Source organism: Allochromatium palmeri, assembly GCF_009720725.1.
Lineage (GTDB): Bacteria > Pseudomonadota > Gammaproteobacteria > Chromatiales > Chromatiaceae > Thermochromatium > Thermochromatium palmeri.
This window is the reverse complement of record NZ_WNKT01000023.1, coordinates 17,037-43,631: the sequence shown is the minus strand read 5'-3', so window position 1 is coordinate 43,631 and position 26,595 is coordinate 17,037. Positions and strand designations below refer to the sequence as shown.

At 63.1% G+C, this 26,595-nt stretch carries 24 protein-coding genes; 18 read left to right on the top strand and 6 right to left on the bottom strand.

Annotated features, from left to right (window positions below):
- Positions 1-47: 47 nt before the first annotated feature.
- From gnd to GJ668_RS11545, 4 genes are read right to left on the bottom strand one after another with little or no spacing between them, the layout of a single operon-like run.
- Positions 48-1,067, bottom strand: coding sequence for a phosphogluconate dehydrogenase (NAD(+)-dependent, decarboxylating) (gnd, locus tag GJ668_RS11560; RefSeq protein ID WP_155450304.1), 1,020 nt, complete (start codon positions 1,065-1,067; stop codon positions 48-50).
- Positions 1,068-1,105: 38 nt separating this feature from the next.
- A complete protein-coding gene (locus tag GJ668_RS11555) occupies positions 1,106-1,879 on the bottom strand; it encodes a hypothetical protein (protein ID WP_155450303.1) in 774 nt (257 codons plus the stop codon).
- A 56-nt stretch (positions 1,880-1,935) separates the two neighbouring features.
- Entirely contained in the window at positions 1,936-2,361 is a 426-nt protein-coding gene (locus GJ668_RS11550) for a DUF350 domain-containing protein (protein WP_186343056.1), read from the bottom strand.
- Positions 2,362-2,413: 52 nt separating this feature from the next.
- Positions 2,414-3,718 (bottom strand): DUF2491 family protein, encoded by a 1,305-nt coding sequence (locus GJ668_RS11545; RefSeq protein ID WP_186343055.1) that lies wholly within the window; start codon positions 3,716-3,718, stop codon positions 2,414-2,416.
- A 126-nt stretch (positions 3,719-3,844) separates the two neighbouring features.
- On the opposite strand from GJ668_RS11545, the gene ruvB reads away from it, so the two are divergent.
- The 14 genes from ruvB (at position 3,845) to GJ668_RS11475 (ending at position 20,455) form a co-directional block, all read left to right on the top strand.
- Positions 3,845-4,897, top strand: coding sequence for a Holliday junction branch migration DNA helicase RuvB (gene ruvB / locus GJ668_RS11540; protein ID WP_155450301.1), 1,053 nt, complete (start codon positions 3,845-3,847; stop codon positions 4,895-4,897).
- Positions 4,898-4,983: 86 nt separating this feature from the next.
- A complete protein-coding gene (gene ppnP, locus GJ668_RS11535; protein WP_155450300.1) occupies positions 4,984-5,298 on the top strand; it encodes a pyrimidine/purine nucleoside phosphorylase in 315 nt (104 codons plus the stop codon).
- A gap of 288 nt (positions 5,299-5,586) precedes the next feature.
- A complete protein-coding gene (nifU, locus tag GJ668_RS11530; RefSeq protein WP_155450299.1) occupies positions 5,587-6,492 on the top strand; it encodes a Fe-S cluster assembly protein NifU in 906 nt (301 codons plus the stop codon).
- Between the two features lie 45 nt (positions 6,493-6,537).
- Entirely contained in the window at positions 6,538-7,758 is a 1,221-nt protein-coding gene (gene nifS, locus GJ668_RS11525) for a cysteine desulfurase NifS (protein ID WP_155450298.1), read from the top strand.
- Between the two features lie 73 nt (positions 7,759-7,831).
- Positions 7,832-9,154: a sigma-54-dependent transcriptional regulator gene (locus tag GJ668_RS11520; protein WP_155450297.1), complete on the top strand. Its 1,323-nt coding sequence runs from the start codon at positions 7,832-7,834 to the stop codon at positions 9,152-9,154.
- A 155-nt stretch (positions 9,155-9,309) separates the two neighbouring features.
- Positions 9,310-11,847, top strand: a complete 2,538-nt coding sequence (locus GJ668_RS11515; RefSeq protein ID WP_155450296.1) for a hypothetical protein — start codon at positions 9,310-9,312, stop codon at positions 11,845-11,847.
- Positions 11,848-11,952: 105 nt separating this feature from the next.
- Entirely contained in the window at positions 11,953-12,246 is a 294-nt protein-coding gene (locus GJ668_RS11510; protein WP_155450295.1) for a DnaJ domain-containing protein, read from the top strand.
- A complete protein-coding gene (locus tag GJ668_RS11505; protein WP_155450294.1) occupies positions 12,246-12,983 on the top strand; it encodes a nucleotide exchange factor GrpE in 738 nt (245 codons plus the stop codon). The genes GJ668_RS11510 and GJ668_RS11505 overlap by 1 nt, the downstream gene beginning before the upstream one ends.
- A gap of 104 nt (positions 12,984-13,087) precedes the next feature.
- A complete protein-coding gene (locus GJ668_RS11500; RefSeq protein WP_186343054.1) occupies positions 13,088-14,818 on the top strand; it encodes an Hsp70 family protein in 1,731 nt (576 codons plus the stop codon).
- Entirely contained in the window at positions 14,818-15,078 is a 261-nt protein-coding gene (locus GJ668_RS11495; RefSeq protein ID WP_155450293.1) for a hypothetical protein, read from the top strand. The genes GJ668_RS11500 and GJ668_RS11495 overlap by 1 nt, the downstream gene beginning before the upstream one ends.
- A gap of 123 nt (positions 15,079-15,201) precedes the next feature.
- Complete coding sequence (locus GJ668_RS11490; RefSeq protein ID WP_155450292.1) at positions 15,202-16,695, top strand: hypothetical protein; 1,494 nt, start codon at positions 15,202-15,204, stop codon at positions 16,693-16,695.
- 12 nt (positions 16,696-16,707) lie between these two features.
- Positions 16,708-18,717 carry a BCCT family transporter gene (locus GJ668_RS11485; RefSeq protein WP_155450291.1) on the top strand — a complete coding sequence of 670 codons (2,010 nt, stop codon included), beginning with the start codon at positions 16,708-16,710 and terminating at the stop codon, positions 18,715-18,717.
- A gap of 239 nt (positions 18,718-18,956) precedes the next feature.
- Entirely contained in the window at positions 18,957-19,139 is a 183-nt protein-coding gene (locus GJ668_RS11480; RefSeq protein ID WP_155450290.1) for a YgaP family membrane protein, read from the top strand.
- Between the two features lie 161 nt (positions 19,140-19,300).
- Positions 19,301-20,455, top strand: a complete 1,155-nt coding sequence (locus GJ668_RS11475) for a GGDEF domain-containing protein (protein WP_155450289.1) — start codon at positions 19,301-19,303, stop codon at positions 20,453-20,455.
- A gap of 26 nt (positions 20,456-20,481) precedes the next feature.
- Here the strand turns inward: GJ668_RS11475 and GJ668_RS11470 are convergent, their stop codons facing one another.
- Complete coding sequence (locus tag GJ668_RS11470; protein WP_186343053.1) at positions 20,482-21,009, bottom strand: TIGR00645 family protein; 528 nt, start codon at positions 21,007-21,009, stop codon at positions 20,482-20,484.
- A gap of 226 nt (positions 21,010-21,235) precedes the next feature.
- On the opposite strand from GJ668_RS11470, the gene GJ668_RS11465 reads away from it, so the two are divergent.
- Both GJ668_RS11465 and GJ668_RS11460 read left to right on the top strand, forming a co-directional pair.
- Positions 21,236-22,882: a tetrathionate reductase family octaheme c-type cytochrome gene (locus tag GJ668_RS11465; protein ID WP_155450288.1), complete on the top strand. Its 1,647-nt coding sequence runs from the start codon at positions 21,236-21,238 to the stop codon at positions 22,880-22,882.
- The gene (locus GJ668_RS11460) at positions 22,882-23,535 is read left to right on the top strand and encodes a cytochrome b/b6 domain-containing protein (protein ID WP_155450287.1); all 654 of its coding nucleotides are present in this window, start codon (positions 22,882-22,884) and stop codon (positions 23,533-23,535) included. The genes GJ668_RS11465 and GJ668_RS11460 overlap by 1 nt, the downstream gene beginning before the upstream one ends.
- A 73-nt stretch (positions 23,536-23,608) precedes the next feature.
- On the opposite strand, the gene ubiT is transcribed toward GJ668_RS11460, so the two are convergent.
- A complete protein-coding gene (ubiT, locus tag GJ668_RS11455) occupies positions 23,609-24,082 on the bottom strand; it encodes a ubiquinone anaerobic biosynthesis accessory factor UbiT (protein WP_155450286.1) in 474 nt (157 codons plus the stop codon).
- Between the two features lie 207 nt (positions 24,083-24,289).
- Here ubiT and GJ668_RS11450 point away from each other — a divergent pair, with 207 nt between their 5' ends.
- Together GJ668_RS11450 and GJ668_RS11445 are read left to right on the top strand one after the other, a co-directional pair.
- On the top strand, positions 24,290-25,261 hold the full coding sequence (locus GJ668_RS11450) for a DUF808 domain-containing protein (protein ID WP_155450285.1): 972 nt from the start codon (positions 24,290-24,292) through the stop codon (positions 25,259-25,261).
- 66 nt (positions 25,262-25,327) lie between these two features.
- On the top strand, positions 25,328-26,587 hold the full coding sequence (locus tag GJ668_RS11445) for a glucose-1-phosphate adenylyltransferase (RefSeq protein WP_155450284.1): 1,260 nt from the start codon (positions 25,328-25,330) through the stop codon (positions 26,585-26,587).
- Positions 26,588-26,595 lie beyond the last annotated feature (8 nt).

Sequence of the window (26,595 nt, the reverse complement as noted above, 5' to 3'; positions counted from 1 at the left end):
ATGATACCTCACTGGACAGCGCCACGCGCCTCGGACTCCAGGCTGGATTAAGTCCGGGGCTTTTCGTGGTGGCCGCCGAACTGAAAGCGCATGGCCGAGAGGATTTTGTTCTGGAACTCGGCCTCGCCGCGCGAGCTGAAACGGGCGTACAGCGCGGCGGTCAACACCTCGGCCGGAACACCCTGGTCGATCGCCGCCTGGACCGTCCAGCGCCCCTCGCCCGAATCCGAGACGCGGCCCGAGAAATCGCTCAGCTCTGGCGACTCCGACAGCGCCGTTGCCGTGAGATCCAGCAGCCAGGACGCCACCACACTGCCGCGTCGCCAGACTTCGGCGATGTCGGCCAGATCGAAGTCATACTGAAAATGCTCGGGATGGCGCAATGGCGTGGTTTCAGCATCCACGGCGTGCTCAGCTTTGCCGATATTGGCCTGCTTGAGGATGTTGAACCCTTCGGCATACGCGGCCATCAGGCCATATTCGATGCCGTTGTGGACCATTTTGACGAAGTGGCCGGCGCCGTTGGGGCCGCAGTGCAGATAGCCGTCCTCAGCGGTACGGCCACGGCGGTCCTCGCGCCCCGGCGTCGGCGGGATGTCACCACGCCCAGGGGCCAGGGTCTTGAAGATCGGATCCAGGCGAGCGACGATCTCGCGCTCGCCGCCGATCATCATGCAGTAGCCGCGCTCCAGTCCCCGGATACCGCCGCTGGTGCCGACATCCAGATAGTGAATCCCCTTGGCGCTGAGCGCGTTGGCCCGTCGCAGGTCATCGACGTAATAGGAGTTGCCGCCGTCGATCAGGATGTCACCTGGGTCGAGCAATGGCGCCAGATCGGCAATGGACTGATCTACGGCTGCTGCCGGCACCATCAGCCAGAGTGTCCGTGGCGTTTCCAGCTTGGCCACCAGATCGGCAAGCGAATCGGCGCCGATGGCCCCTTCCGCGCTCAGGGTCGTGACGGCCTCTGGTGAGCGGTTATACACCACACAAGTATGGCCGCCGCCCATCAAGCGGCGCACCATGTTGGCGCCCATCCGCCCCAGCCCGATCATTCCGAGTTGCATCAGTGACACTCCTGCCATTTCGTTGATTCAAACGTGGTTCAGACCTGACGCGCCTTCAACCGCGCCAGACGCTCACTGGCCGACTGCGGAGCCGGCCCCTTGCCGCTGGCGGCGGCCAGCGCGGCGGCGATATTGGGATCGTCCTGTTCAGGGCGCGTCGGCGCGAGCAGTTTGGCTTTCAGGCTCGCGGCCTCGGCCTGAGCCAGATCGCGCGCGGCAGCTTCGTTCATCGCCTTGAGCGCCACGTTCAGACTGTTGGTGGTGCCGCTGAGACCGGCGGCGCGACGTGCGACCTCGGCCTGACGCTCGGCCTGCTCGCGCTGCTGCTCGGCACGCTTCATGTCGCGCTCGGCGCGTTCGAGCTGACGGCGCGCGTCCTTGAGCTTGGTGCCGGCATCGGCATAGGTCTGTTCCAGCATCGCCAGGAACTCCTGCGCATCGCGCGCCTCGCTAGCCTCGCGTTCGACATCGGGCGCCATCTGTTCGAGCATGTCGAGCAGGGTATGCAGACTCTTTTCGAGTGTCGCCTGACGGGTCGGCTCGATTTCAGTCGTGAGCTGACCTTGCAGCATCTCGGCGGCGACCATGCGCTGATCGAGCAATGTCTGAATGGCGTCGGCCTCCTGCTTCTCTCGCTCGTAAGCCGCGCGTGCCTGAGCGACCTCCAGGCCCAGATCGTCGAGATGCTCCTCCATGGATCGCAGCTCGGCTTCGGTCGCGCCCTTGGGGTCCCAGCGCACCAGCGCCTCGATACCGCTCTGGACAGCCTGATCGGTTTTGACCCCGGCGAAGTGACGGATGAAATTGAACATGGAAGGTCGCTCCTGATGGATGTTCGAGTATAGAAAGCTCTGTGGTCAGGTCTGGCTCAACCGGCCATGGCGCCCGCATTCAGCAGCGCAACCGCCACCTGCACCCCGACCAGCAGCGCGGCGATCGCTACGTTGCCCGATTCGATGGCTGCACGCAGATCGCGAAACAGCAGCACGAAGACCCCGAAGGTCAGCAACTGGATCAGCACCGCCACGCTGCCCCACAGCAGGATATCGAGCCAGACGCCGCTGGTGGCGAGCGTGGCGGCCAGTGGGATGGCCAGCGCCACCCAGGCGCCGCCGAGCGTCAGCCCGGCCGCCGCGTTGCCCTGCCGGATTAGCGCGCGCTCGTGAAAGGGTGTGATGAGGGCATAGCCGCCCACACCCAACACCAGCAACGCCAGCGTGGTGAGAAAATGCAGCAACAGGATCGGCAGTCCGCTGTTGAGCGTCTGCCACAGGATATCGAGCGTATCGGTCACGGTATGGACTCCAGGAATGTTGCGGGCCAGCGGTTCGTCGCGGTCGCGGCTGTCAGCTCAGGTTCAGGCTGGCGACGGGGATGTCGATCCCGACATGCAGTGACACCCAGGCGCCCTCGCCCTGTTCGTTGGCGGCCACCAGCAGATATTCAGTGATCGGCAGCGGCGGCTGGGCACCGGTCGCACGCGCATAGAGCATGGTCTGTTGTCGGCACGGCTCGAGGCCCATCCCCTCGGCGGCCTCCAGGGTCTCACGGAGCGAGTAGGGTTCGAGGCGCGTCTGACCCGGCGACCAGAGACGTGCATAGCGTTGGCCATCCTGGGTCTGGAATTCCGGCCAGCCGATCAGTCCCTCGTCGCGGTCGAGCCAGACGCCCCACTCGTCCGCGTCAGCCGGCTCGACCGTGTCGAGATGCGAAAAATAGCGACACTCGTCGGGTTGGCCGCGCGCATCCAGATGCACCTGGAAGAAAGCGTCTCCGCCCGAGACATAGAGCCGATACCAGGTCTGGCCCGCCCCCTTGACCTCGCCCAGCGGCTCGACCGAGAGCAGACCGCTGCCGGTTGCGGCCTGCGGGGCCTGGAGCTTGGTCAGCGATTCGGCCAGGATGAACAGCGATGGATCGACCGGCAGGGTCATGCCGACGCGAAACCAGTCGGGACGATACGCCGACCGCGCGCCCGCGCGTCCAGCACCCTTCGCGGCAGGTCGTCGCTTGTCGACCTCACCGAAGAAGCGCCGCCAGAGCACGATGATGAACACGGCGCCGATCAGCAGCAGGAACAGCGCTGTCAGCAAGGCGCCGAATGGAAAGCCCGATGACGCGGTGCTCGTGCTCGCGGATGCGCGCACGGTGGACACGGGCGACCCGGACAAGCGGGGTGTATCCAGATGGCGCCCAAGTGCCGCACCAAGTCCAGCCGCCCCCGCATTCAGAAGTGTATCGCGCGTCGAGGATCGGCGCGGAGCACTCGGGGCTGTGGCGGTCGAGGGCCGATTCCAGACCGTTTCAATGGCTGGTGCATCCGGTTCACGCTGGCGGCGGTAGTCGTCGAGCGCGCGCTTGGAGCCTTGGCGTGAGAGTGCCTGATCGGCGGCACTGGCGCGCGGTGTCGGGCTGGCGGTGGTCGACGAAGATGAGGCGCGCGGACGGCTGTAGCCGCCGCTGACCGATGGGGTGCGTGTGGATGTGCTTGAGCGCGTCGAGGGCGTGCGCTGACTCAGACTCGACGACGGGCGCGAATAGCCGCCGCTGGATGTACCGCGCTTCTTGGCCCAGCCATCGAGCGGCATCAGCAACCCGAGGATCAGCGTCAAAAGAAGCGTCAGACCGAGCGTCGGAGTCAGGCGTGGCATCGTCATCAGGCTCTTGAGCGATCATCGGTTGGTGATCCGGTTGCAGACATTATGAGCGCATCCCGTTAAGCTGACCACAACGACGAATCCCGCCCCATCCATCATCCCTGCTTGATGCCAAGTCCCATGAACGACCCCGACCGACTCATCACCGCCGAGGCTGGCACCGACGATCGCGCCATCGATCGCGCCATCCGTCCGCGCCAGCTCGCTGACTATGTCGGCCAGCCGGCGGTGCGGGAGCAAATGGAGATCTTCATCGACGCGGCGCGCGCGCGGAAGGAGGCGCTCGACCATGTACTGATCTTCGGTCCGCCGGGATTGGGCAAGACCACGCTCTCGCACATCATCGCCCACGAGATGCAGGTCAATCTGCGTCAGACCTCTGGACCAGTGCTGGAGAAACCCGGTGATCTGGCCGCGCTGCTGACCAACCTCGATCCGGGCGACGTGCTGTTCGTCGACGAGATCCATCGCCTGAGTCCGGTGGTCGAGGAGGTGCTCTATCCGGCGATGGAGGACTATCAGCTCGACATCATGATCGGCGAGGGACCGGCGGCGCGTTCGATCAAGCTCGATCTCCCACCCTTCACCCTGGTCGGCGCGACCACGCGCGCCGGTCTGCTGACCTCACCGCTGCGCGACCGCTTCGGCATCGTGCAGCGGCTCGAATACTATTCCGCCGAGGATCTGACCCATATCGTGCGGCGCTCGGCCCAGATCCTCGGCATCGAGACCGAAGCCGACGGCGCGGCCGAGATCGCCCGGCGCTCGCGCGGCACACCGCGTATCGCCAACCGGCTGCTGCGCCGGGTGCGCGACTATGCCCAGGTGCGCGGCGACGGGCGCATCAGCGTTGACATCGCTGATCGGGCACTGTCCATGCTCAAGGTCGATGCGCTCGGTTTCGATCACATGGACCGGCGTCTGCTGGCGGCTGTGATCGAGAAGTTCGACGGCGGCCCGGTCGGGGTCGAGAGCCTGGCGGCGGCCATCGGCGAGGAACGCGGCACCATCGAGGATGTGCTCGAACCCTTCCTGATCCAGCAGGGCTTTCTGATGCGCACCCCGCGCGGACGCATGGCGACCCAGTCGGCCTATCAGCATTTCGGACTCAAGGCCACGCAAGCGCCAGCAATGATGAACGGCGCGGCGGATCTCTTCGACACCCAACCCTGAGCGTCATTGGGATAGTCCGGGACGCTCCCTTCGTTCACTCATCCATCCAACCTTCTGTCTGATCGATCATCGATCAAGGAAACAGCATGTCCGACTTCACCCAGGTCACAGTCACCAAAGCCGCCAACATCTATTTCAACGGTCAGGTGACCAGCCGCACCCTCACTTTCGCCGACGGCCGCCGCAAAACGCTCGGCATCATGCAGCCGGGCGCGTTCGAGTTCGGCACCCAGGCCGCCGAGCTGATGGAGATCCTGAGCGGCGAGCTCGATGTCCAGCTCCCGGGCGAGGACGGCTGGCGCCGGATCCAGGGCGGCGAGTCCTTCAATGTGCCGGCCAATTCCACATTCAGCGTCCGCGTCCTGAGTTTGACCGATTACTGCTGCTCGTTCCTGCCCTGAGCGTCTTCCGATCACACCCGACCCCGCTCGCTGTCGCGGTGCGGGGCGATCCGGGACAGCGGGTCTTGTCTGATTCATGACGTCAGGTTCGCACCGCGCTGTGCCGGAGCCGACAGGTTCAGCTGTCGCCTATCAAGAAATTTCATTCAAAAACAAGCACTCATGCCAATCATTTTACTTGGCATGATGTTCGCTTAACCTCTCGCATCGGTCTCAATCGAGACCCCAAGCTAGACGCCGGCACCTGCGCCGGGCGTACAAGCCAAAACGATGCTGGAGAGACACGCCATGTGGGAATATTCCGAAAAGGTCCAGGAGCATTTCTTCAGCCCCCGCAACGCCGGGGCGGTCAAGGAGGCCAACGCGACCGGCGAGGTCGGCTCGCTGTCCTGCGGCGATGCGCTGCGGCTGACCCTCAAGGTCGACCCGGCGACCGAGACCATCCTCGACGCCGGTTTTCAGACCTTTGGCTGTGGCTCGGCCATTGCCTCCAGCTCGGCCCTGACCGAGATCATCAAGGGCCTGACGCTCGATCAGGCGCTCAAGGTCAGCAATCAGGACATCGCTGACTATCTCGACGGACTCCCGCCCGAAAAAATGCATTGCTCCGTCATGGGTCGCGAGGCGCTGCAAGCGGCCGTGGCCAACTATCGCGGCGAGGTCTGGACGGACGATCACGAGGAAGGCGCGATGGTCTGCAAATGCTTCGCCGTCGACGCTAAGCTGATCGAGAACACCATCCGCGCCAATGGCCTGAACACGGTCGAGGAAGTGGTCAACTACACCAAGGCCGGCGGCGGCTGTTCGGCCTGTCATGAGGGCGTCGAGGAAATTCTCACGCGCGTGCTCAGCGAAGCCGGCAAGAGTTTCGCGCCCACGGCGGGTACCACGCCGCTGCCGGTCCAGGCCGGTCGCCCGCGACTGACCACGGTCGAGCGGATCCGCCGCATCGAAGCCGTACTCGACAGCGTCCGTCCGACCCTGCAACGCGATCATGGCGACGTCGAGCTGGTCGACGTCGATGGCCGTCAGGTCTATGTCAAGATGCGCGGCGCCTGCGCGGGCTGCCAGATGGCGGCTGTGACCCTGGAGGGGATCCAGGAACAGATGATCGAGGCACTGGGCGAATTCGTGCGGGTGATCCCGGCCGAGGCCAGACCGCATACCCAGGAACCCGATCGGGCCTGTGCCTGATCGCGATTCGGACACTTCGGACACATCCATCGGGAGGCCATCCGCATGACCGCCACGGCTCAAGGCATCTATTTCGACAACAACGCCACCACCATGGTCGCGCCCGAGGTGGTGGAGGCCATGCTGCCCTACTTCTCCGAACAGTTCGGCAATCCGTCCTCGATCCACCAGTTCGGCAACCGGGTCGGCCAGGCGATCAAGCAGGCGCGCGTCCAGGTTCAGACGCTGCTCGGTGCCGAGCACGACTCCGAGATCGTCTTCACCTCCTGCGGCACTGAGTCCGATTCGACAGCCATCCTCTCGGCGCTCAAAGTCCAGCCCGAGCGGCGCGAGATCATCACCACCGCTGTCGAGCATCCGGCAGTGCTGGCGCTCTGCGAGCAACTGGAGAAGGACGGCTACACCGTCCATTACCTGCCGGTCGACGGACGTGGACGGCTCGATCTCGACGCCTATGGCCGACTGCTCTCCGAGCGCGTGGCCATCGTCTCGGTGATGTGGGCCAACAACGAGACCGGTACGCTGTTTCCGGTCGAACGCATGGCCGAGATGGCCCGGGCCGCCGGTGTGCTCTTTCATACCGACGCCGTCCAGGCCGTCGGCAAGGTGCCGATCGACCTGAAACACACCGCCATCGACATGCTCTCGCTCTCGGGCCACAAACTGCATGCGCCCAAAGGCATCGGCGTGCTCTATCTGCGACGCAACACCCGCTTTCGTCCACTGCTGCGCGGCGGTCATCAGGAGCGCGGACGGCGCGCCGGAACCGAAAACAGCGCGGCGATCATCGCGCTCGGCCAGGCGTGCGCGATGGCGCTCGACCACATGGAGCACGAGCAGACCGCGGTGCGTGCTCTGCGCGACCGGCTCGAACAGGGTCTGCTCGCCGCTGTGCCCAACTGCTTCGTCACCGGCGATCCGGACGCGCGGCTGCCGAACACGGCCAACATTGCTTTCGAGTACATCGAGGGCGAGGCGATCCTGCTGCTGCTCAACAAGCTCGGCATCGCGGCCTCCAGCGGCTCGGCCTGCACCTCGGGTTCGCTCGAACCCTCGCATGTGATGCGCGCCATGGGCATTCCCTACACGGCGGCGCATGGCACCATCCGCTTCTCGCTGTCGCGCTACAACAGTGCCGAGGAAGTCGAGCGCGTCATCGAAGTCGTGCCGCCGATCGTCGCTCAACTGCGCAAGCTCTCGCCCTACTGGGGCGTGGACGGACCGGTCGAGGAGCCGGAAAAGGCGTTCGCGCCCGCTTACGCCTGACGCGTCGCGACGACAGCACCAAGCCTTCTCTCGGCTCGGGAGGCGCGCTATCCTGCCGTTCTGGAGGCTGGATATGCACAAACCCCTGGCGCTTGTCGTCGACGACGAAGCCGACATCCTCGATCTGATCCGCATCACGCTCGGACGCATGGGCGTGGCGGCTGTCACGGCGCTGACGGTCGCCGAGGCCAAGCGCCAGCTTGAGCGCCATCGCCCCGATCTCTGCTTGACTGATCTGAGCCTGCCGGACGGCAGTGGGCTGGATCTGCTGCACTATCTCAACGCGCATTATCCCGAGCTGCCGGTGGCCATGATCACCGCGCACGGCAACATGGAGTCCGCCGTGGCCGCCATGAAGGCCGGCGCTTTCGATTTCGTGGCCAAACCGGTCGATCTGGCCGCCTTGCGTAATCTGGTCGAATCGGCGCTCAGACTGCGCGGTCGAACCGGTGCGCTCGATGAACAGGGCGCCACGGACATGCCGCTGCTCGGCGACTCGACCGTGATGGAACAGATCCGCGTCCTGATCGCCAAACTCGCCCGCACCCAGGCGCCGGTCTTCATCACCGGCGAGAGCGGCACCGGCAAGGAACTGGCGGCGCGCCTGATCCATGCGCAGGGACCGCGACGCGACGGTCCCTTCGTTCCGGTCAACTGTGGCGCCATCCCGCACGATCTGGTCGAAAGCGAACTGTTCGGACACAAAAAGGGCAGTTTCACCGGCGCCCTGGCCGACAAGGAGGGACTCTTCCAGGCGGCGGCGGGCGGGACGCTGTTTCTCGACGAGCTGGCCGACCTCCCCCTGCCCGCGCAGGTCAAGCTACTGCGTGCCATCCAGGAGAAAAGCGTGCGCCCGATCGGTGCGGCGCGCGAGGTGCCGGTCGATGTCCGGCTCATCAGCGCCAGCCATCGTGATCTGAGTCAGGAAGTCGAGCGCGGGCGTTTTCGGCGCGATCTGTTTTATCGCATCGATGTCATCGAACTCCGCATGCCGGCCTTGCGCGAACGCCCCGAGGATATCCAACCGCTGGCCGTCCATATCCTGCAACAGCTGGCCCAAACAGCGGGCGGGATCGATCCCGCGGCCTGCCCGACGCTCTCCGAAGCGGCCATCGCCGCACTTGTACGCTATCCCTTTCCGGGCAATGTCCGCGAACTCGAAAACATCCTGGAGCGTGCTCTGGCGCTGTGCGAGGGGGCCTGCATCGAGGTTGCGGATCTCTATTTACCTGCGGTTGAGCGCGCCAGGACGCCTGATCCGGGTACGGCGTCTACAGAGCGCCGCGAAACCACTGTCGATCGTGCGCGCTGGAACCAGACTGTCGCCGCCCGCGCGCTCGGCATGACACCGCTGGCACTGCGACAACGCTTGGCGAGATTGGGGATCGAGCAATAAACGAAATGTCTTAGCCAGGGCCTGCTGCATTAGATTTCAAGCCGCTTGATAGCGGCAAAGTGAAAGTTTAGTCTGTTTTTATGTGCAAAACCTTCCAAACCGGCGTCGCGATCCTCGCTGGCCAACAGCTCATCACGCATTGAAACCTATCCCTGATGTCCAGCAAAAATAAACAGCGCACACGACGCGATTCCCCTAAACAGGCCAATCTCTCGGTTGAGGCGTTGGCGACAAGGGCGGAGCACGCGATTCAATCGGGTGATTTTCGCAGCGCCATCGCCGACTACAAAACCCTTCTGAAACAGGAACCGCGTGCAGACTGGCGCGCCGGATTAGCGTCCGCCTATGCCGGCCGCGCACGCGAACTGAGCACCAAGGGGATGCTGAAAGAAGCCCTGGTGATGTGGGAGAACCGCGCGGCGCTTGACCCCGACCTTCCCATGGAGGCTGATCAGTGCACGCTGCTCGCGCGGCTCGGGCGCTTCGATGCCCTGCTGGCGCGACTGGCCGATCCCAAGACGCCCGAGGCGCTGGCCGAACGGCTGCGTGCGCTGCTTGCTGCGCGGATTCTGGGCGATGATCGATCGCTCCTGGAGCGGATTGCCCCCGACGATTCACTGCGACGTCATGCCGAGGCCGCGCGCGAGTCGCTGGAGGCCTATTGCGCCGGCGACGATGAGCGCGCGCGCGAGGCCCTGAGCCGCCTGCCCTTCCGTTCGGCCTATCGCGACTGGTCGACGATCCTCAAGGCGCTGTTGACACTGAACGAGACTCCCGAAGAGGCCCGGCGCCAGCTCGGACGAATCCCCGAGGACTCGCCCTTCAGCGCGATCAAGGCCAGTGCCGAACTGGCCCTGCTGCCCGAGTCGGTCTTTCTGGAACGCTGGCCGACGCTCAGCCGGCACCAGCGAGCGTTCGCCAGTGCGCTACGCGGCTGGTCGCCCGAGCGCCTGACGTTCTGGGAGGGGCTGCAACGCCTGGGCACACCCCCGAAGCCCGAGCTGCTGGTGCGTTTTCTACAGGCTCAGCGCAAGCGACTCGGCGAGGCCTGGACGCGGCAAGCACAGCGGCGAATCCTGGTGCACCAGGGGCACGAGTGCGCAAGCTGGATGCCCGCCATTGGCTCCGAACCCCTCGATAAGCTCGAACTCATGCAGCTGGACGCCTGGGACGCGGAGATCACCGCGCAGCATCCCGAGGAGATTCATGACTGCTGGAACAGTTTCGCGCTCGAACTCAAGATCAATCCTGCGGAGCGCGCTAAGGATCCCGATCACAAGGCGATCATCGCCCTGGCACTGCGCCGTGCCGATCAGCTGTTCGATGCGCTGTCGACCCGTCGCACGCCAGCCGGCGAAATCTCCGAGATCCAGGAGGTCGTCTGTGAAGGTCTGGAACTGAGTCTCGAATCGGATCCGGATCTCGCGACCTATCTGCGCCTGATCGCCTTCTACCGCCATGCCAAGCGCCACAAGGATTCGCGCCGTCTGCTGGAAACCGCGACCAGGCACTGGCCTGAGGATCGTCGGGTGATCCAGGCGACCATGGACGCAGCGCTCGATACCGGTGCCTTCAAGAAAGCCGCCGGACTGGCGCGGCGCCTCCTGGCCATTGATCCGATCAACACCGAGGTGCGCGAGCGTCTGGTCGCGGCGCACCTGGCCCACGCGCGCAAGCAGGTGCTCAAGTCGCGTCTGGATCTGGCGCGCAAGGAGCTGGGCGCCGCCCGCGAATGGGCGCGCGGTGAGTCGGCGCGTGAGCAGGTCGAGCTCATGTCGGCCTTTCTGGACTTCATCGAGGATCCGACAGCCGGCACGCTGTCGCTTGAGCCAATTCTGAATCGACTCGGCTCGGGTCTGTCCGGACGCCTGGCGTTGATCCTGGCCGGCGGCGAACTGGGACTGGAACCACAGCGGATCCTGCGCTCGCTCGCTCTGGACGCTTCGATCAAGCCCGATCGTGCTGAGCTGCTCGCCGCGTTCGAGCGTCTGCGCCGACATCTCGACAGCGGACGGGGTTTCGCCAGCGCCCTGGAGCCGTTTTTGACAAAGGCACTAACCAAAGCTCCCTGGAAGGAACTGTCACGCAGCGAGTTGGAAACGGTCTGCGAGACGCTCAAACGCGCCCGCTTCGACAGGATCCGGGGCGATGTGGCCAAGCTGGCGCTCAAGCGCTGGCGCAAGGCGCCGATCTTCGTGCTCCATGCCTTCGAGTCCAAGCATCCCAATGGCGTCCTGAGTCCGCTGAGCCACGACATATTCGATCTGGAACAGGCGCTGGAAACCGCCAGCGCCGAGGGCGACGATCGAACCGCCACCCGCATCCACGAGGCACTGATACGCGCGCGCCCATTCGGTTTCGGGCCACCCGGCCCTTTCGGCGGCAGCTTTTTTGATTTCGATGACGAGGATAACGAGGAGGATGATTTCTTCGGTGAATTCGGCGATCTGACGCTGCCGCCTGGATTAGACGGCTCACCCGAACAATTCGCTGCGATCTTCCGTCTGATCGGACTCGAAAAAATGCTTGATCTGCTGGATGCGCCGCTTCATGTCCGGCGCGATCTGCGTGAAGCGGCGCGTGAACGTGGCGAAAAAGCCGTCATCCAGGAGTTCATTGAACTGATCGACCAGCTCATCGGCGCTAGCGGCGGTCGCAAAGGGCGATCACGCACCCGTAAGCCGCGCCGATGAGCTGCAACGATCAACCAGGTAGTCCTACGATCCGCAGAAGCAACGGTTATTTCGCTCGGCTTTTGACGAATCAGGGCACAGCCTAACCAAATACTGAACATCGCTATGAGAGATCCCTATCTTCTCCTTGGCCTGAACGATGACGCCGACGATACCGCCGTCGAGCGCGCCTATCGCCAGGCCATCAAGGATTGCCCGCCCGAACGTGATGCCGAGCGCTTCCAAGCACTGCGCGCGGCCTACGAGACATTGCGCACCCAGCGCGCGCGTCTGTCATATCGGCTCTTCAATCACTCCGAGCCAGAACTGATCGATCTGCTCGATCGTGCCGTGCCGTGTGGTACGCCACACCGACCCGATCCAGCCTCATTCGCCGCCCTGCTGCGCGGGGAGGCTTGATGGACGACGTGCTCAAGGAGCAGCTCGTCGCGCGTTTTCGCGACTATCTCGACCGCGCCTCAGCGCCGGATCCTGATTCAGATTCGGACCCGGCGTGGCATCCAGGAGCACACGACCGGCGTGAGCCGGCCGCAGACGAGACCGCGCCCGATCTGTTCACGCTGCTCGCCGAGCTGGCCGCACTCAAGAGCGAGGTCAAACTCGAATCGCGTCAGGTCAAGGGCGCGCTCGATGAGTTTCGTTCGCTATTCGAGACCGTGCGGACGAGTCAGACCCGATTGGACGAGGAAGCGAAACGCCGCCGCGAATCCGAGCGCCAGCTCGAACAGGAGGCGCAACGCGAGCTGCTGCTCGAACTTCTGAATCTGCGCGATCGGCTGGAGGCTGGACATTACCAGGCACGGCGCTTTCGTCCCAGCGGGTTCGGACAGCGCAAGGCTCAAATCTTCGTCGGCTCTATGGCCGAGGGACTGGCGATCAGTCTGCGCCGGCTCGATGAGACGCTCGCCCGACGCGAGGTCCGCGCGTTCGACACACTCGATCATCGCTTTGATCCCCATCGGATGCGCGCCAGTGAACTGGCCGACGATCCGGAGCGGCCAGAAGGCGTCGTGGTCGAGGAATTGCGCAAGGGCTTCCTCATCGGCGACCGCCTGCTGCGCCCGGCTGAGGTCAGGGTCAACCGCCCGAGCCGCGAGCGTGCGCGCACTCCCGACAAGCCCCGGCTCAATCACTGAGTCAGGCTGATTCGGGGCGATCGAGTCAGTGACCCCGCCACCCGATCGCCCGTGACCGAACACACCCTATTTCGCTATCCAATACACCCCAAGGAGTCACTCCCGTGAGCGATATCATCATCGGCATCGACCTCGGCACCACCAACTCAGAGGTGGCCGTGGTCCGCGACGGCCGCACTCAGATCATCGAGGTCGATGGCTCCAGGATCCTGCCCTCGGTGGTGGGTTTGGCCGACGACGGCAGCCTGCTGGTCGGTCAGGCCGCACGCAACCAGTACACGCTTTATCCGGAGCGCACCATCCGCTCGGTCAAGCGGCGCATGGGCGAGGAGGTAACCCTGGCGCTGGGCGACACGCACTATCGTCCACAGGAAATCTCGGCGCTCATCCTCCAGCGCCTCAAGCGCGCCGCCGAGGAGTCTCTGGGGCAGCCGGTCGGCAAGGCCGTCATCACGGTTCCGGCCTATTTCTCCGACGCCCAGCGCCAGGCCACGCGCGACGCCGGCGAGCTGGCCGGGCTGGAGGTGGTGCGCATCATCAACGAGCCGACCGCCGCCGCGCTGGCCTATGAGATCGACCACGAAGAGGCCAAGACCATCCTGGTCTACGATCTCGGCGGCGGTACTTTCGACGTCTCTGTGGTGCGTCTGAGCCGCGAGCTGACCGAGGTGCTGGCCAGCCACGGCAACAACCAGCTCGGCGGCGACGACTTCGACGCCAAGCTCGTCGAGCATGTGGTCGCCCATCTCAAGGAAACCCATGGCGTCGATCCGAGTGAGCAGCGCACGGCCATGGCGCGCATCGTCCGTGCCTGCGAGACCGCCAAGATCACCCTCAGCGATGCCCCCTATGCGCGCATCGAGGAAGAGTATCTGCTCGAACACAAGGGTACTCCGGTCAATCTGTCGCTGGAGATCGACCGGCTCACCTACGAGGATCTGATCGCCGACTACATCGACGAGACCCTGGAAGCGGTCCATATCGCGCTCAAGAGCGCGGATCTGACCGTCTCTGACATCGACGAGGTACTGCTGGTCGGTGGCGCGACCCGGACCCCGGTGATCCAGCGCCGTCTGGAGGAGACGCTGGGAATTCAGCCGCGCGCCGAGGTCGATCCGGATCTCTGTGTTGCCGACGGCGCGGCGATCCAGGCGGCCGTCATCGCCGGTCAACAGGTCTCGGGCGTGCTGGTCGACATTACGCCCTACACCTTTGGCACCAGCGCTATGGGACAGCTCAACGGCGAACCCTACCCCTATACCTATGTGCCCGTGATCCGCAAGAACACCCCGATCCCGGTGACCAAGACCGAGGCCTTCCAGACGCTCTACGACGGACAACAGATCATCGAAGTCAACGTCTATCAGGGCGAGGATCCGGACGCGCTCAACAACACCGAGATCGGTTACTTCCGCATCGAGGGTCTGCGCGACGTACCGGCCGGCAATATCCTGCTCACCACCTTCGAACTCGACGTCAACGGCATCCTGCGCGTGACTTCGCGCGAGAAGGCCACCGGACTCGAACAGCGCATCACCATCGACAACGCCACCGCGCGTTTCGAGGGCACTGAGTTCATAGCCGCGCGTGAACGGATTTCGAGTCTGATCGAAGGCGAGTTTGGTACCGTCAGTGAGGAGGATCGCGAAGGCGTCCAGGCGCGCGCCCTGATCGAGAAGGCCGAGCGGTTGTTGGAAACAGCCAACGCCGAGGATCGCGAAGATCTGGTGGATTTGGTCGAGGGGGTGCGTGACGCACTCGCCAGCGACGACGAGGTCGCACTCGACGAGGCGATCACCGCGCTCACCGATCTGGTCTATTACCTGGAGTCCTGATGGAGCGCTGTCCGAACTGTCGCGCACGGCTCGGTGAGGAGGCTAACTGCCGGCGCTGCGGCCTGGATCTGAGCCGGCTGATCGAGACCGAGCAGGCCGCCGAGCGCCTGCTCATCGCGGGCGTGGGCCACCTGCTCGCGGACGAACGGGAGGCGGCGCGTCAATCGCTCCTACGCTCGCGCGCGCTGCACGATACAGATCTGGTAGGATCATTGCTCGATTTTCTGAAATACAGCGAAAAGCACTTCAACCACGGCTGATCGCTACTCCATCGTCCCTATGCCCGCCGGATTTTCGGGCTTGCCCCGCCGGTCGATCGGGACAGTTCGCCAGTCATGACCGCTGCGTCATGACTGCGTGCAATCGATAGGAAGTTTCACGTTATGACAATCCAATCTCCGCGCCCCAAACGGGGCCGCCTGGCCTCCGGGTTGGGCGTCGTCTGTCTGTCCGCCCTGACTCACGCGCCAACGTCCCTGGCCAGCCAGGATGTCGCTGAACTCGAACGGCGTGTCTCCGAACTGAGCCGCGAATTAGCCGAGGCGCAACGTGCACTGAATACGGCGCGTACCGCCACGGGTTCGACAGTTGATACGACAGCGAACGAGAGCCATCAATCCCCCCCGACCTCCACCTCGCCCACGCCTGACAGCGAATCAGTCGTCGTCGAGATCGAGAGCACCGACGTGCCGGACGACAGCTTCCGGATCGGCCCTGTAACCATCGGCGGCGCGCTCCGCGCGAATGGCGTCCTGGGCAGCTATCACGGCTATGACGACGGCCCGAATCGCGGCGGTAACGGGGGCAATATGGAACTCGATACCTTCCGCATCAATCTGTCGCTGGACTACGAGAACATCATCGGCCGCCTGGAATACCGCTGGTATCCGGCCGGCAGCGGCGAGAGCTACAACTTTCTGCATACCGCCTGGCTGGGCTATCGCTTCGAGGACGACAGCGAAGTCCAGGCCGGCGTCAACCGCGTCCCCTTCGGTCCTGGTCCCTATGGCGTCTCGCAGAGCTGGTTCTTCGATCAGCACTACTATGTCGGGCTTTCAGACGACTTGGACTTTGGCCTCAAATACAGCACCAAGCGCGGTCCCTGGTCCCTGGACTTCGCCTATTATCCCTCAAGCGAGGGCAGCTACTTCGGGCGCAGTCTCGATAGCACCCGCTACAGCTATGACGCGGTACGCTGGGAGAACGCGGTCGATGCCAATGGCAATGTGGTCTCCGGCGCCCACAATGGCTACGACGAGCGCCATCAGTTCAATCTGCGCGCCATCTACAGCCTGACCGACAGCCGCGTTCCGACCGATCTCGGCGTCTCGCTGCAATACGGCCACCTCAAGGGCGAGCGCGCCAAGGACGGCAGCCACTGGGCGGCCTCGGCGCACATGGTCAACAGCTTCGACAATGTCACCCTGGCGACCCAGCTCACGCGCTACGAGTACGACATCGACGCCAACAATCCCTGGGGCACAGACACGCTGATCCCCATGGGCGCTTACGACTTCGCCTGGCCGGTGGCCGCCAAAGCCTGGATCCCGGCCGTCTCGCTGAGTTACCTCAAGGAGACCACGAGCCTGCCCTGGCTCGATTCGGTGCGCCCCTATGTCGAATACAGCCGCATCATCAAAGACGAAAGCGCCTTCAATGACAGTGAACTCTGGGTGATCGGTGCCGCCTGGGCCAGCGGCGGCTGGTACATCTACAGCGATCTGGCCTATTCCAACGGCAACTATTTCGTCGGCAACGAGGCCCGCGACAATGGCGTTGACGACTATGGACGCATCGATGGTGTCGGCGACTTCGGCGTCAATGGCAACAATAAATGGAACTACCGCCTCAACCTCAATCTCGGCTACTACTTCTAAGGAGCGCGCGCTATGAGCGAAAAACCTGAAAATGCTGGTGCGCTTCCAGTAGCTGAGAAACGCGACTGGATCCAGTGGAATCCACCCGTGTTCATCATTTCGGCGGCTCTGGTGCTGATCTTCGTGCTCTTTGCCGCCTTCGCCACCGAGATCGCCGAGCCGCTGTTCAAGGGTATGCAGTCCTGGGTCATCGAGTCGGCCGGTTGGTTCTATGTGCTGTCGGTGGCCGGTTTCCTGGTGTTCGTCGCGGTGCTGGCCTTCACCAGTTTCGGGCGCATCAAGCTCGGACCCGAACACTCGCAGCCTGATTACAGTTATGCCTCCTGGCTGGCGATGCTGTTCTCGGCCGGCATGGGCATCGGACTGATGTTCTTCGGCGTGGCCGAGCCGGTCATGCACTTCGTCACCCCGCCGGTCGGCGATCCGCAGGGCATCGAGGCGGCGCGTCAGGCGATGCGTATCACCTTCTTCCACTGGGGTATCCATGCCTGGGCCATCTATGCCGTGGTGGCGCTATCGCTGGCCTATTTCGCCTTCCGCCATGATCTGCCACTGACCATCCGCTCGGCGCTCTACCCGCTCATCGGCGAACGCATCTATGGCCCCATCGGCCATGCGGTCGATATCTTTGCCGTGGTCAGCACGCTCTTTGGCGTGGCCACCTCGCTCGGTTTCGGCGTCATCCAGATCAATTCGGGCCTGAACTATCTGTTCGACGTCCCCATCGGCATCAGCACCCAGGTGATCCTGATCGCCGTGATCACCTCGATCGCCACCCTGTCGGTGGTGCTGGGGCTGGACGCCGGCATTCGCCGGCTCTCGGAACTCAACATGATCCTGGCCATCGCTCTGCTCGCCTTCGTGCTGGTGGCCGGTCCCACAGTGTTCCTGCTCCAGACCCTGGTGCAGAACACCGGCATGTATCTCTCCAGCCTGTTCGAGATGACGTTCAATCTCTATGCCTACGAGCCCAACGACTGGATCGGCGGCTGGACGCTGTTTTACTGGGGCTGGTGGATCGCCTGGGCGCCCTTTGTTGGGCTGTTCATCGCGCGCGTCTCGCGCGGACGCACCATCCGTGAATTCGTGCTCGGGGTGCTGTTCGTGCCCACGGGCTTCACCTTCATGTGGATGACGTTCTTCGGCGACACGGCCATCCACATGATCCTGATGCAGGGGATCACCGAACTGGCCGATGCGGTGGCGGCCGATACCTCGGTAGCACTGTTCAAGTTCTTTGAGCATCTACCGTTTTCGAACGTCATGGCGCTGTTGGCGACCGTGCTGATCGTGACCTTCTTCGTCACCTCCTCGGACTCCGGCTCGCTGGTGGTCGATATGCTGACCTCGGGCGGAGGCCAAACGGAGTCGCCGGTCTGGCAGCGGATCTTTTGGGCGGCCATCGAGGGCGTGGTCGCCGCCGCACTGCTGATCGCCGGCGGCCTGGCGGCGTTGCAAACGGCCACGATTGCCAGCGCCCTGCCCTTCACCGTCGTCATGATCCTGATGTGCTGGGGTCTGATACGCGCGCTGCGTATCGATGACATCAAGCATCTGAGTCTGCGCGAGGCGCGCGTGATGCCGGCCGGACCCGCCGCGCCGGTGAACTGGCGCCAGCGTTTGAAGGGACTGATCCACCAGCCTACACGCGAGGAGACGGTGCGTTTCATCCAGGAGACGGTGCGCCCGGCCCTGAGCGAGGTGACCGAGGAACTGCGCCAGATGCAGCTCGACGCCAGTCTCGGCGAGGGCGAGGACGGCCGGGTCTGGGTCGAGGTCCGTCACGGCGCGGAGATCGACTTCTACTATTGCGTGCGTCCGCGTACCTATGAGGCACCGAGCTTCGTGCTCCGCGATACCACCGAGGAGCGTGCCGAGGCGCTGGAGTACTGTCGTGCCGAGGTCCATCTCAGTGAGGGCGGGCAGGACTACGACGTCATGGGCTGGAGTGCGTCCGATCTGATCGGCGACGTGCTCGATCACTATGAGCGTCACATGCACTTCCTGCTGACGCTGCGCTGAGTGCGCCGATGGGCATGGGTGGATCTTGCCACCCATGCCCACGACACGAGTTTTAGGACGTGCCTTATGAATTCAAATGGGTTTCGCCCAAACCCCTTTTGTTTTATGGTTATGCTCCCGCGACACCGTCGCGGTGTCTCGCACGTCAAAGACTCGGTTGGCTCGCACCCCGTATGGGCTGAACGCAACGGGTTCGACGAGCCATCGAACAGCGATAAACACATTTAGGAGTGTCACGCATGACCATGAATATTGGCGAAAAAGACCGAATCTATCGCGCCATTGCCGGCGTCATTATCCTGCTCTGGGGCATCTCCAACGCCAACGCGCTCGGCCTGATCGGCTTCGTCGTCCTGGCAACGGCCTATTTCCGCTGGTGTCCGCTCTACGTGCCGATGGACGTCGACACGACCAAGAACTGACAGCTCCGCTCCAGCCAGGCTGGAGACGGCAGGTAGGCGCGGCACGAGGCGTGTCGCGCCTGCGTTGTATCCGCTCCCCTCTCGTCTCGTCGCCCCGAAACGGTTAACCTTCCAAATTCAGTCATCTTCAGATCAGCCATCGCCCAGAGGCGAGCGTCGACATGGTCAAATTTTGGAAGCGTGAATCCGGTGCAGCTCCACAGGAAACGGCGAACACCACCCCCGTCAATCCCAGCGATCCCGCAACACTCGCCGCCCTCGAACAGGCGGCACTCGATCAATTGGCCTCGGTTCTGCGCACCTGGGGCAAATACGCCTTCGACCTCGACGAGATCAAGGCCGCGACACTGGCCGAACAACTCGAACGCTGGAGTATGCATGTGCTCACAGCCGCGTCGCCTGAGGCCACCAGGGACGCCAAGGAGTCTGAGGCGACGGCCAGCACTCGCCGCGATTGGGGCGGTCTGCGCGATTTTGTGACCCGCATCCGGCGCAGCGAACAGTCCTACGTCAGTCGTCAGGTTCTGGGCACCCGCCAGGTCATGGGCGAGTTCGTGCAGACACTGGGGCTGGCGCTGGCCGAGGACCAGGAGGAGCAAACCAAGGTCATGGAAGTGATCAACCAGCTGCGCAGCACGATCGAGAACAATGCCCCGATCGAAGTCTTGAGCCGCGAGGCCATGAATGCCATCGACCTGATCGCCAGCATCGCGCGTGATCGCGCGCAGCGCAACCAGGGGCTGCTCAACGAGCTGACCGGCAAGCTCCAATCACTACGCGGCGAGTTGGATGCCGCGCAACGCGAAATCGATCTGGACGGGCTGACGCGGGTCTACAACCGCAAGGCGTTCGACAAACAGCTCGCACGAGTATTCGAACTCTGCAAGCTCTCGGGCGAGTCGGCCTGTCTGCTCATGATCGACGCGGATCATTTCAAACAGGTCAACGACGAGTACGGACATCCGGCCGGCGATGTGGTGCTCAAGCGGCTGGCCAATTGCTGCTCCAAGGGCTTTCCGCGCAAGAGCGATTTCGTCGCGCGTTATGGCGGCGAAGAATTCGCGGTCATCTTGCAGGACACTCCGCTCAAGACGGCCTGGCAGCTCGCGCAGCGTCTGCTCGACAGCGTGCGTGTCATGCGCATCGATCACGATGGGCAGGAGTTGGGCATCACGATCTCGATTGGATTGGCCGAACTCGGCGCGCTGCCTAGTCCCGAGCACTGGCTCAAGACCAGCGATAGCGCCCTCTACACGGCCAAAAACAGCGGCCGCGACCAGGTCGTCTCGGTTCCAGACCTGAATGAGCAGCGCTGACTGATCCCGAATCCGCCGTGCCCAGCTCAATGCCCGGCTGGCTTGTCGCCATGATCGCGGTGTGAGGCAAAGGAGATGCGATCAAGGATCCCCATGAGCACGGCGGACACGACGAAGGTCAGATGGATGATGACGTACCACATCAGCTTCTCGCTCTCGATCTGGGGGATATTGACGAAGACCTGGAGCAGATGGATCGAGGAGATGGCCACGATCGAGGCCGCGACCTTGAGCTTGAGTGTGCCGGCATCGAGCTTGCCGAGCCAGTCGAGCCGGTCGTCGCCTTCGCGTACATCGATGCGTGAGACAAAGTTTTCATAGCCCGAGAACATCACCATCACCAGCAGGCTGCCCACCAGTGAGAGGTCGATCAGTGCCAGGATGCGCAGCACCATGTCCGACTCGCTCATCTCCAGAATGTGGGCGAAGAGGTGATAGATCTCCTGGAAGAATTTGACGGCGAGCGCGATGAGCACCAGCGAAAGCGCCAGATAGACGGGCGCCAGCAACCAGCGGCTGGCATAGAGCAAACGTTCAATGATGCGTTCGAGCACGCGCGTGACTCCTGAGAACGGGGATCGGTGAGAGAACTGGGATGGGCCGGGCCGACTGGCGCTGAGCACCGGCGGCGCTATTCTAGAGTGATTTTCAGGTGCGTCCAGACCCACAGTCCGTCCGCCTGAACACGACGAAGTACGTTTTGATTGCCTTACGTCATGGCGTGCGACGTCGATCGACATCAGTATGGATCGGCCCATCCTTACCCTTGGAGTCAGTCCCATGCGAGCATTCCTTGGACTCGCCCTCGCCTTGCTGCTGGTTGGTCCTCTCGCGACGCTTAACGCGTCCGATCAAAGTCAGTGGCCCACGCCGCTGGCGAGCAAGCCACCCGACCAGATCTCAGGCCCGCTGAGTGGGGGAACGGGCGATCACACCAAGTACGACGCCCTGAAACAACCCTTCACCTCCGGCCCGGAGGTGACCAAGGCGTGCCTGAGCTGCCATACCGAAACTGGCAAGCACTTCATGAAGAACATCCACTGGACCTGGGAATACCGCAATCCCGACACGGGCCAGATGCTCGGCAAAAAGCACCTCATCAACAACTTCTGCACCAATGCGCGCGGTAACGAAGGCATGTGCGCCCAGTGCCATGCCGGCTACGGCTGGAAGGATGAGAGCTTCGATTTCACCGACGAGACCAATATCGACTGTCTCGTCTGCCATGAAACGACCGGAACCTACTACAAGACGCCCAACAGCGAGGGCAGCCCCGCCTGCTCGATCATGTTCGAAGGCAAGCCGCCCATCGACTACAACCTGGTTGCTCAGAGCGTCAACCTGCCGCAACGCGCCAACTGCGGAACCTGCCATTTTTATGGCGGCGGCGGAGACAACGTCAAACACGGCGATCTGTCCAGTGCCCTGACGAATCCGCCGCGTGAACTCGACGTGCACATGGACGCGCAGGGCCTCAATTTTGCCTGTACCGCCTGCCACGTCACCAAATCGCATGTCTGGGCAGGTAGCCGCTACCGCGTTATCGCCAATGATGAACAGGGAACGGGCAAACCCGGGCAGCGCCGCGACGTCGCAACCTGCGAGTCCTGTCACGGCAACGAGCCGCATCCGGTCGACTCGCTCGCCGCCTTCAAGCGCAACGACCATATTTCAAGCATCGCCTGCCAAACCTGCCACATCCCCGAGTTCGCACGCGGCGGCGTGGCGACCGAGACCGACTGGGACTGGCGCACCGCCGGCAAGACCCGCAACGGCGAAGGCTACCACGAGCACGGCTACACCCAAGGCAACGGCGAGGAACGCTACACCTACAAGTCGATCAAGGGCACCTTTACTTACGGCGAAAATCTGGTACCGCTCTATCGCTGGTTCGACGGACAGATGGACTACACCACCATCGATACCAAGTTCGATATCACCAAGCCCGTGGCCATCAACGATTTCACCGGCTCGCGCGAGGATCCCCGGTCACGGATCTGGCCGTTCAAAAAGATGACCACCTGGATGCCGGCTGACATGGGTAACGGCACCCTGGTCTACAATCATCTCTGGGGCGAGGACGAGGACTCCTACTGGGGCAATTACGACATGGGCCGCTCCATCGCCCATGGCATGAAGCAGTTCAATCTCCCGTATTCAGGCGAATACGGCTTCGTCGAGACCTTCTCTTACTGGCCAATCACCCACATGGTCGCGCCCAAGGAAGAGGCGCTTGCCTGTAGTGACTGTCATGCCGAAAACGGCCGCCTGGACGGGGTGACGGGTATCTATATGCCAGGCCGCGACCACAATGTCTGGGTAGACACCATCGGTATCATCGCGGTCATAGGTACGCTTTTCGTGATTCTGGGCCATGCCCTGATCCGTTTCTTCTCGTCCATGAAGACCAAACAGGGGCAACATTAATGGCCATTCGTCGCGTAAGAATCTTCACGCTGTTCGAGCGTTTCTGGCACTGGAGCCAAATGTTCCTGATCGTAGTGCTGATGATCACCGGATTCGGGTTGCATGGTTTCCATCATCTACTGACTTTCGAGCAAGCGGTGACATTGCACACCCTGGCGGCCTTTTCGCTGCTGCTGCTCTGGGCTTTCAGCATTTTCTGGCTGTTCACGACTCGCAACTGGCGCCACTTCATCCCTACCGTCAAGGGGATGTGGCAGGTGCTGCGCTTCTACAGCTTTGGTATTTTTCAGGGCGAGCATCATCCCTATCGCAAAGCCTACTGGCGCAAGCACAATCCGTTACAGGCCCTGGCCTATCTGATGCTGAAGATCGTCCTCTTCCCGCTCATCTGGGTCTCGGGGTTGATCTATCTCTTCTATTTCCTGTGGAGAGACATTCCGCACGCGACCCAGATCCTCGACAGCGTGGCGCTGATACATACGGGCGCGGCCTTCACCATCCTGGTTTTCGTGATGATCCACATCTACATGCTCACGACCGGGCACTCGTTCAAAGAGCATGTGATGCCCATGATCACCGGATTCGATGACGTCGATCTGTCGCCGGAGGAAGAGGCCTATCTGCTGAAGGACGAGCCGGGGGTCATTCGCTGAGGATGTCGTCGTCGCAGACGCTGGACACGTCTGCGACGATTCTATGATTCTATGCAGGTGGCGGGTGCGGATCTTACTTCGATGACGTGCCTGGAAAACGGAGGCTCGCCATCTTGTCCAGCGCCTTCATCAACGGCTGATACTTCTGCGGCGGCTCGAAGGCGTCGAGGAAGTTCTTCAGATACAGCCCCAGCTCGGTGTCGCCCGACATGCGCAGCCGGCGCTGGAAGAACAGCGTGTCGGCATCCTCGCGCCGCGCAGACAAGAGCAGGAACTCATGCAGACCGCCGGCAATGCTGGCATCGGCCGGGTGCTCGTCGCCATAACCACGAATGCGCCCATTCTCCAGCCCCAGTCGATAGCGCAGACCGATGTCGTCGATCTCGATGGCCATGCGCCGCCCTTCCAGAAAGTCCAGTTCGCCCTCGGCCAGGGCCTCTTTCATGACCTGGTTGAGGATGCCGGCCAGGGCGCGGCTGTGCAGGGTGCCGGGCACCAGGCGCAGTGGAAAGGTCAGTGGATAGAGAAAACGCTGTGTAGCGGACATGGCACTCGTCTCGATCGAATTCGTTGCGAAAATAGCGGGCGATTTTCCTCCCTACACCGGCTCGACACAAGCGCGGGATGGCGTTCAAATAGTCCGCCGCTCCTGGAGGCCACTGATCGGGAGACGCGACACCGAACGCCCGATGCTTCACCCCGGCAGGGCCGCATCGGCGAGACGACTTTTTCCACACTTGGATGCGGCTTGAACATGGCTACGAGTCTATTGGTACTGCTCGACGATATCGCCACCGTCCTGGACGACGTGGCGCTCCTGACCAAGGTCGCGGCGCGCAAGACCGCCAGCGTGCTTGGTGATGACCTGGCGCTCAATGCCGAGCAGGTGCGCGGCGTGCGCGCCGATCGCGAGCTGCCGGTGGTCTGGGCTGTGGCTAAGGGGTCGGCGGTCAACAAGCTGATCCTGGTGCCGCTGGCGCTGGCCATCAGTGCCCTTGCACCCTGGGCGATCCTGCCGCTACTGATGATCGGCGGACTCTATCTGTGCTATGAGGGCGTGGAGAAGATCGCGCACACATTCAGTCATGACGGCGAGGCGGCTGAGGCCCATCACGCTGAGCTGACCGCCGCGCTCGAAGATCCGAACGTCGATCTGGCGGCACTGGAGCGCAACAAGATCCGGGGCGCCATCCGCACCGATTTCGTGCTCTCAGCGGAGATCATCGTCATCACGCTCGGCACGGTCGAGCAGGCGAGCTTCCTGGCCCAGATCCTGGTCCTGACCGGGATCGCCATCGTCATGACCATCGGCGTCTATGGACTGGTCGCCGGCATCGTCAGGCTCGACGATGTCGGACTCGCTCTCAGCCGCCGCCCCGGCACGGATTGGCCGGACACCGCGCTGCGCGTCCTCGGCGGCGCGCTACTGCGCGCGGCGCCCTGGCTGATGAAGGCACTGGCCATCGCCGGGACCATCGCCATGTTTCTGGTCGGTGGCGGCATCATTGCCCACGGCGTTCCATTCATCCATCACTGGATCGAGCACGGCGCTGCGTCGCTGGCGGCGATCGCTGTCATCGGTCCCGTACTCGGCGCCATCACCCCGCTGGCGCTCAATGCCCTGATCGGTCTGGCGGCGGGCGCCGCCATGTTGGCAACCTGGACCCGGCTCAGCGACCGCTTTGCCAAATCTCGGGAAAGCGCGTCGTCTTCGGATTATCATTGAGCCTCCGGTTTCCTACACAACGAAGCAGTAGCGCCCCATCCGCCAAGCGGGGCCGCGGAGGACTCAATGCAGAACGACCGTATCATCGCCTTCGTCATGGCCGGTGGCCAAGGCTCCCGACTCCAGCCGCTGACCACCGGGCGCTCCAAGCCCTCGGTGCCCTTCGGCTCACGCTACCGGATCGTCGACTTCGTGCTCAGCAATCTGGTCAACTCGCAGATCCAGACCATCTATCTGCTCGTGCAGTACAAATCGCAATCGCTCATCGAGCATGTTCGCAAAGCCTGGACCATCTCGCCGCTGGTCCAGAATCAGTTCGTCACCGTGGTCCCACCGCAGATGATGTCGGGCGAACACTGGTTCCAGGGCACGGCGGATGCCGTCAACCAGAACATCAATCTGATCGAGGAGCATCGTCCGGGCCTGGTCGCGGTCTTTGGCGCCGACCACATCTATCGCATGGACATTCGCCAGATGGTCGACTTCCATCGCGAACGTCAGGCCGATGTGAGCATCGCCGCCCTGCCCGTGCCGCTGCACGAAGCCTCCAGCTTCGGCGTGATCGCCGCCGACGAGACCGGGCGCATCCAGGCGTTCGAGGAAAAACCGGCCAACCCGACGCCCATGCCGTCGAATGCCGACATGGCCTTCGCCTCGATGGGCAACTACATCTTCAGCACCGAGGTGCTGCTTCAGGCGCTGCACGAGACCCAGCAAGCCGGCGAGACCGATTTCGGCCAGCACGTCCTGCCGCGTCTGCTGCGCACCCACAATCTCTTCGCCTACGACTTCGCGACCAACCGCATCCCCGGTGTCCAGCCTTACGAGACGCCGGTCTACTGGCGCGACGTGGGCAATCTCGATGCCTATTTCGACGCCCATCTCGACGTACTGGGTGCTGAGCCGGCCTTCGATGTCTTCAATCCGGAATGGCCGATCTATTCGAGCAGCTATCAGGGCCCTGTGGCGCGCGTGCTCGGCGGCCAGATCGAGAACACCCTGCTCGGCGCCGCGACCATAGTCCACAAGGGCGCACGAATCCAGAACTCGATCATCCGGCGCGAAGCCGTGATCGAGGAGGACGTGGTGCTGGAGGACTGCATCATCATGGACTATGTGCGCGTCAGCCGTGGCGCGCGCTTGCGCCGGGTGATCGTCGACCGCCACAACGTCATCGAACGGGGCGACACGATCGGCTTCGACCGCGCGCGTGATGCCGAGCGCTTCCAGGTCAGTCCGGGCGGCATCACCGTCGTCCCCCAGGGACAGATCGGCTATTTCGCGCGCGATATCCGTGGCTCGGGTCGGCGCGGCTATTCGGAATAGACTGTCCG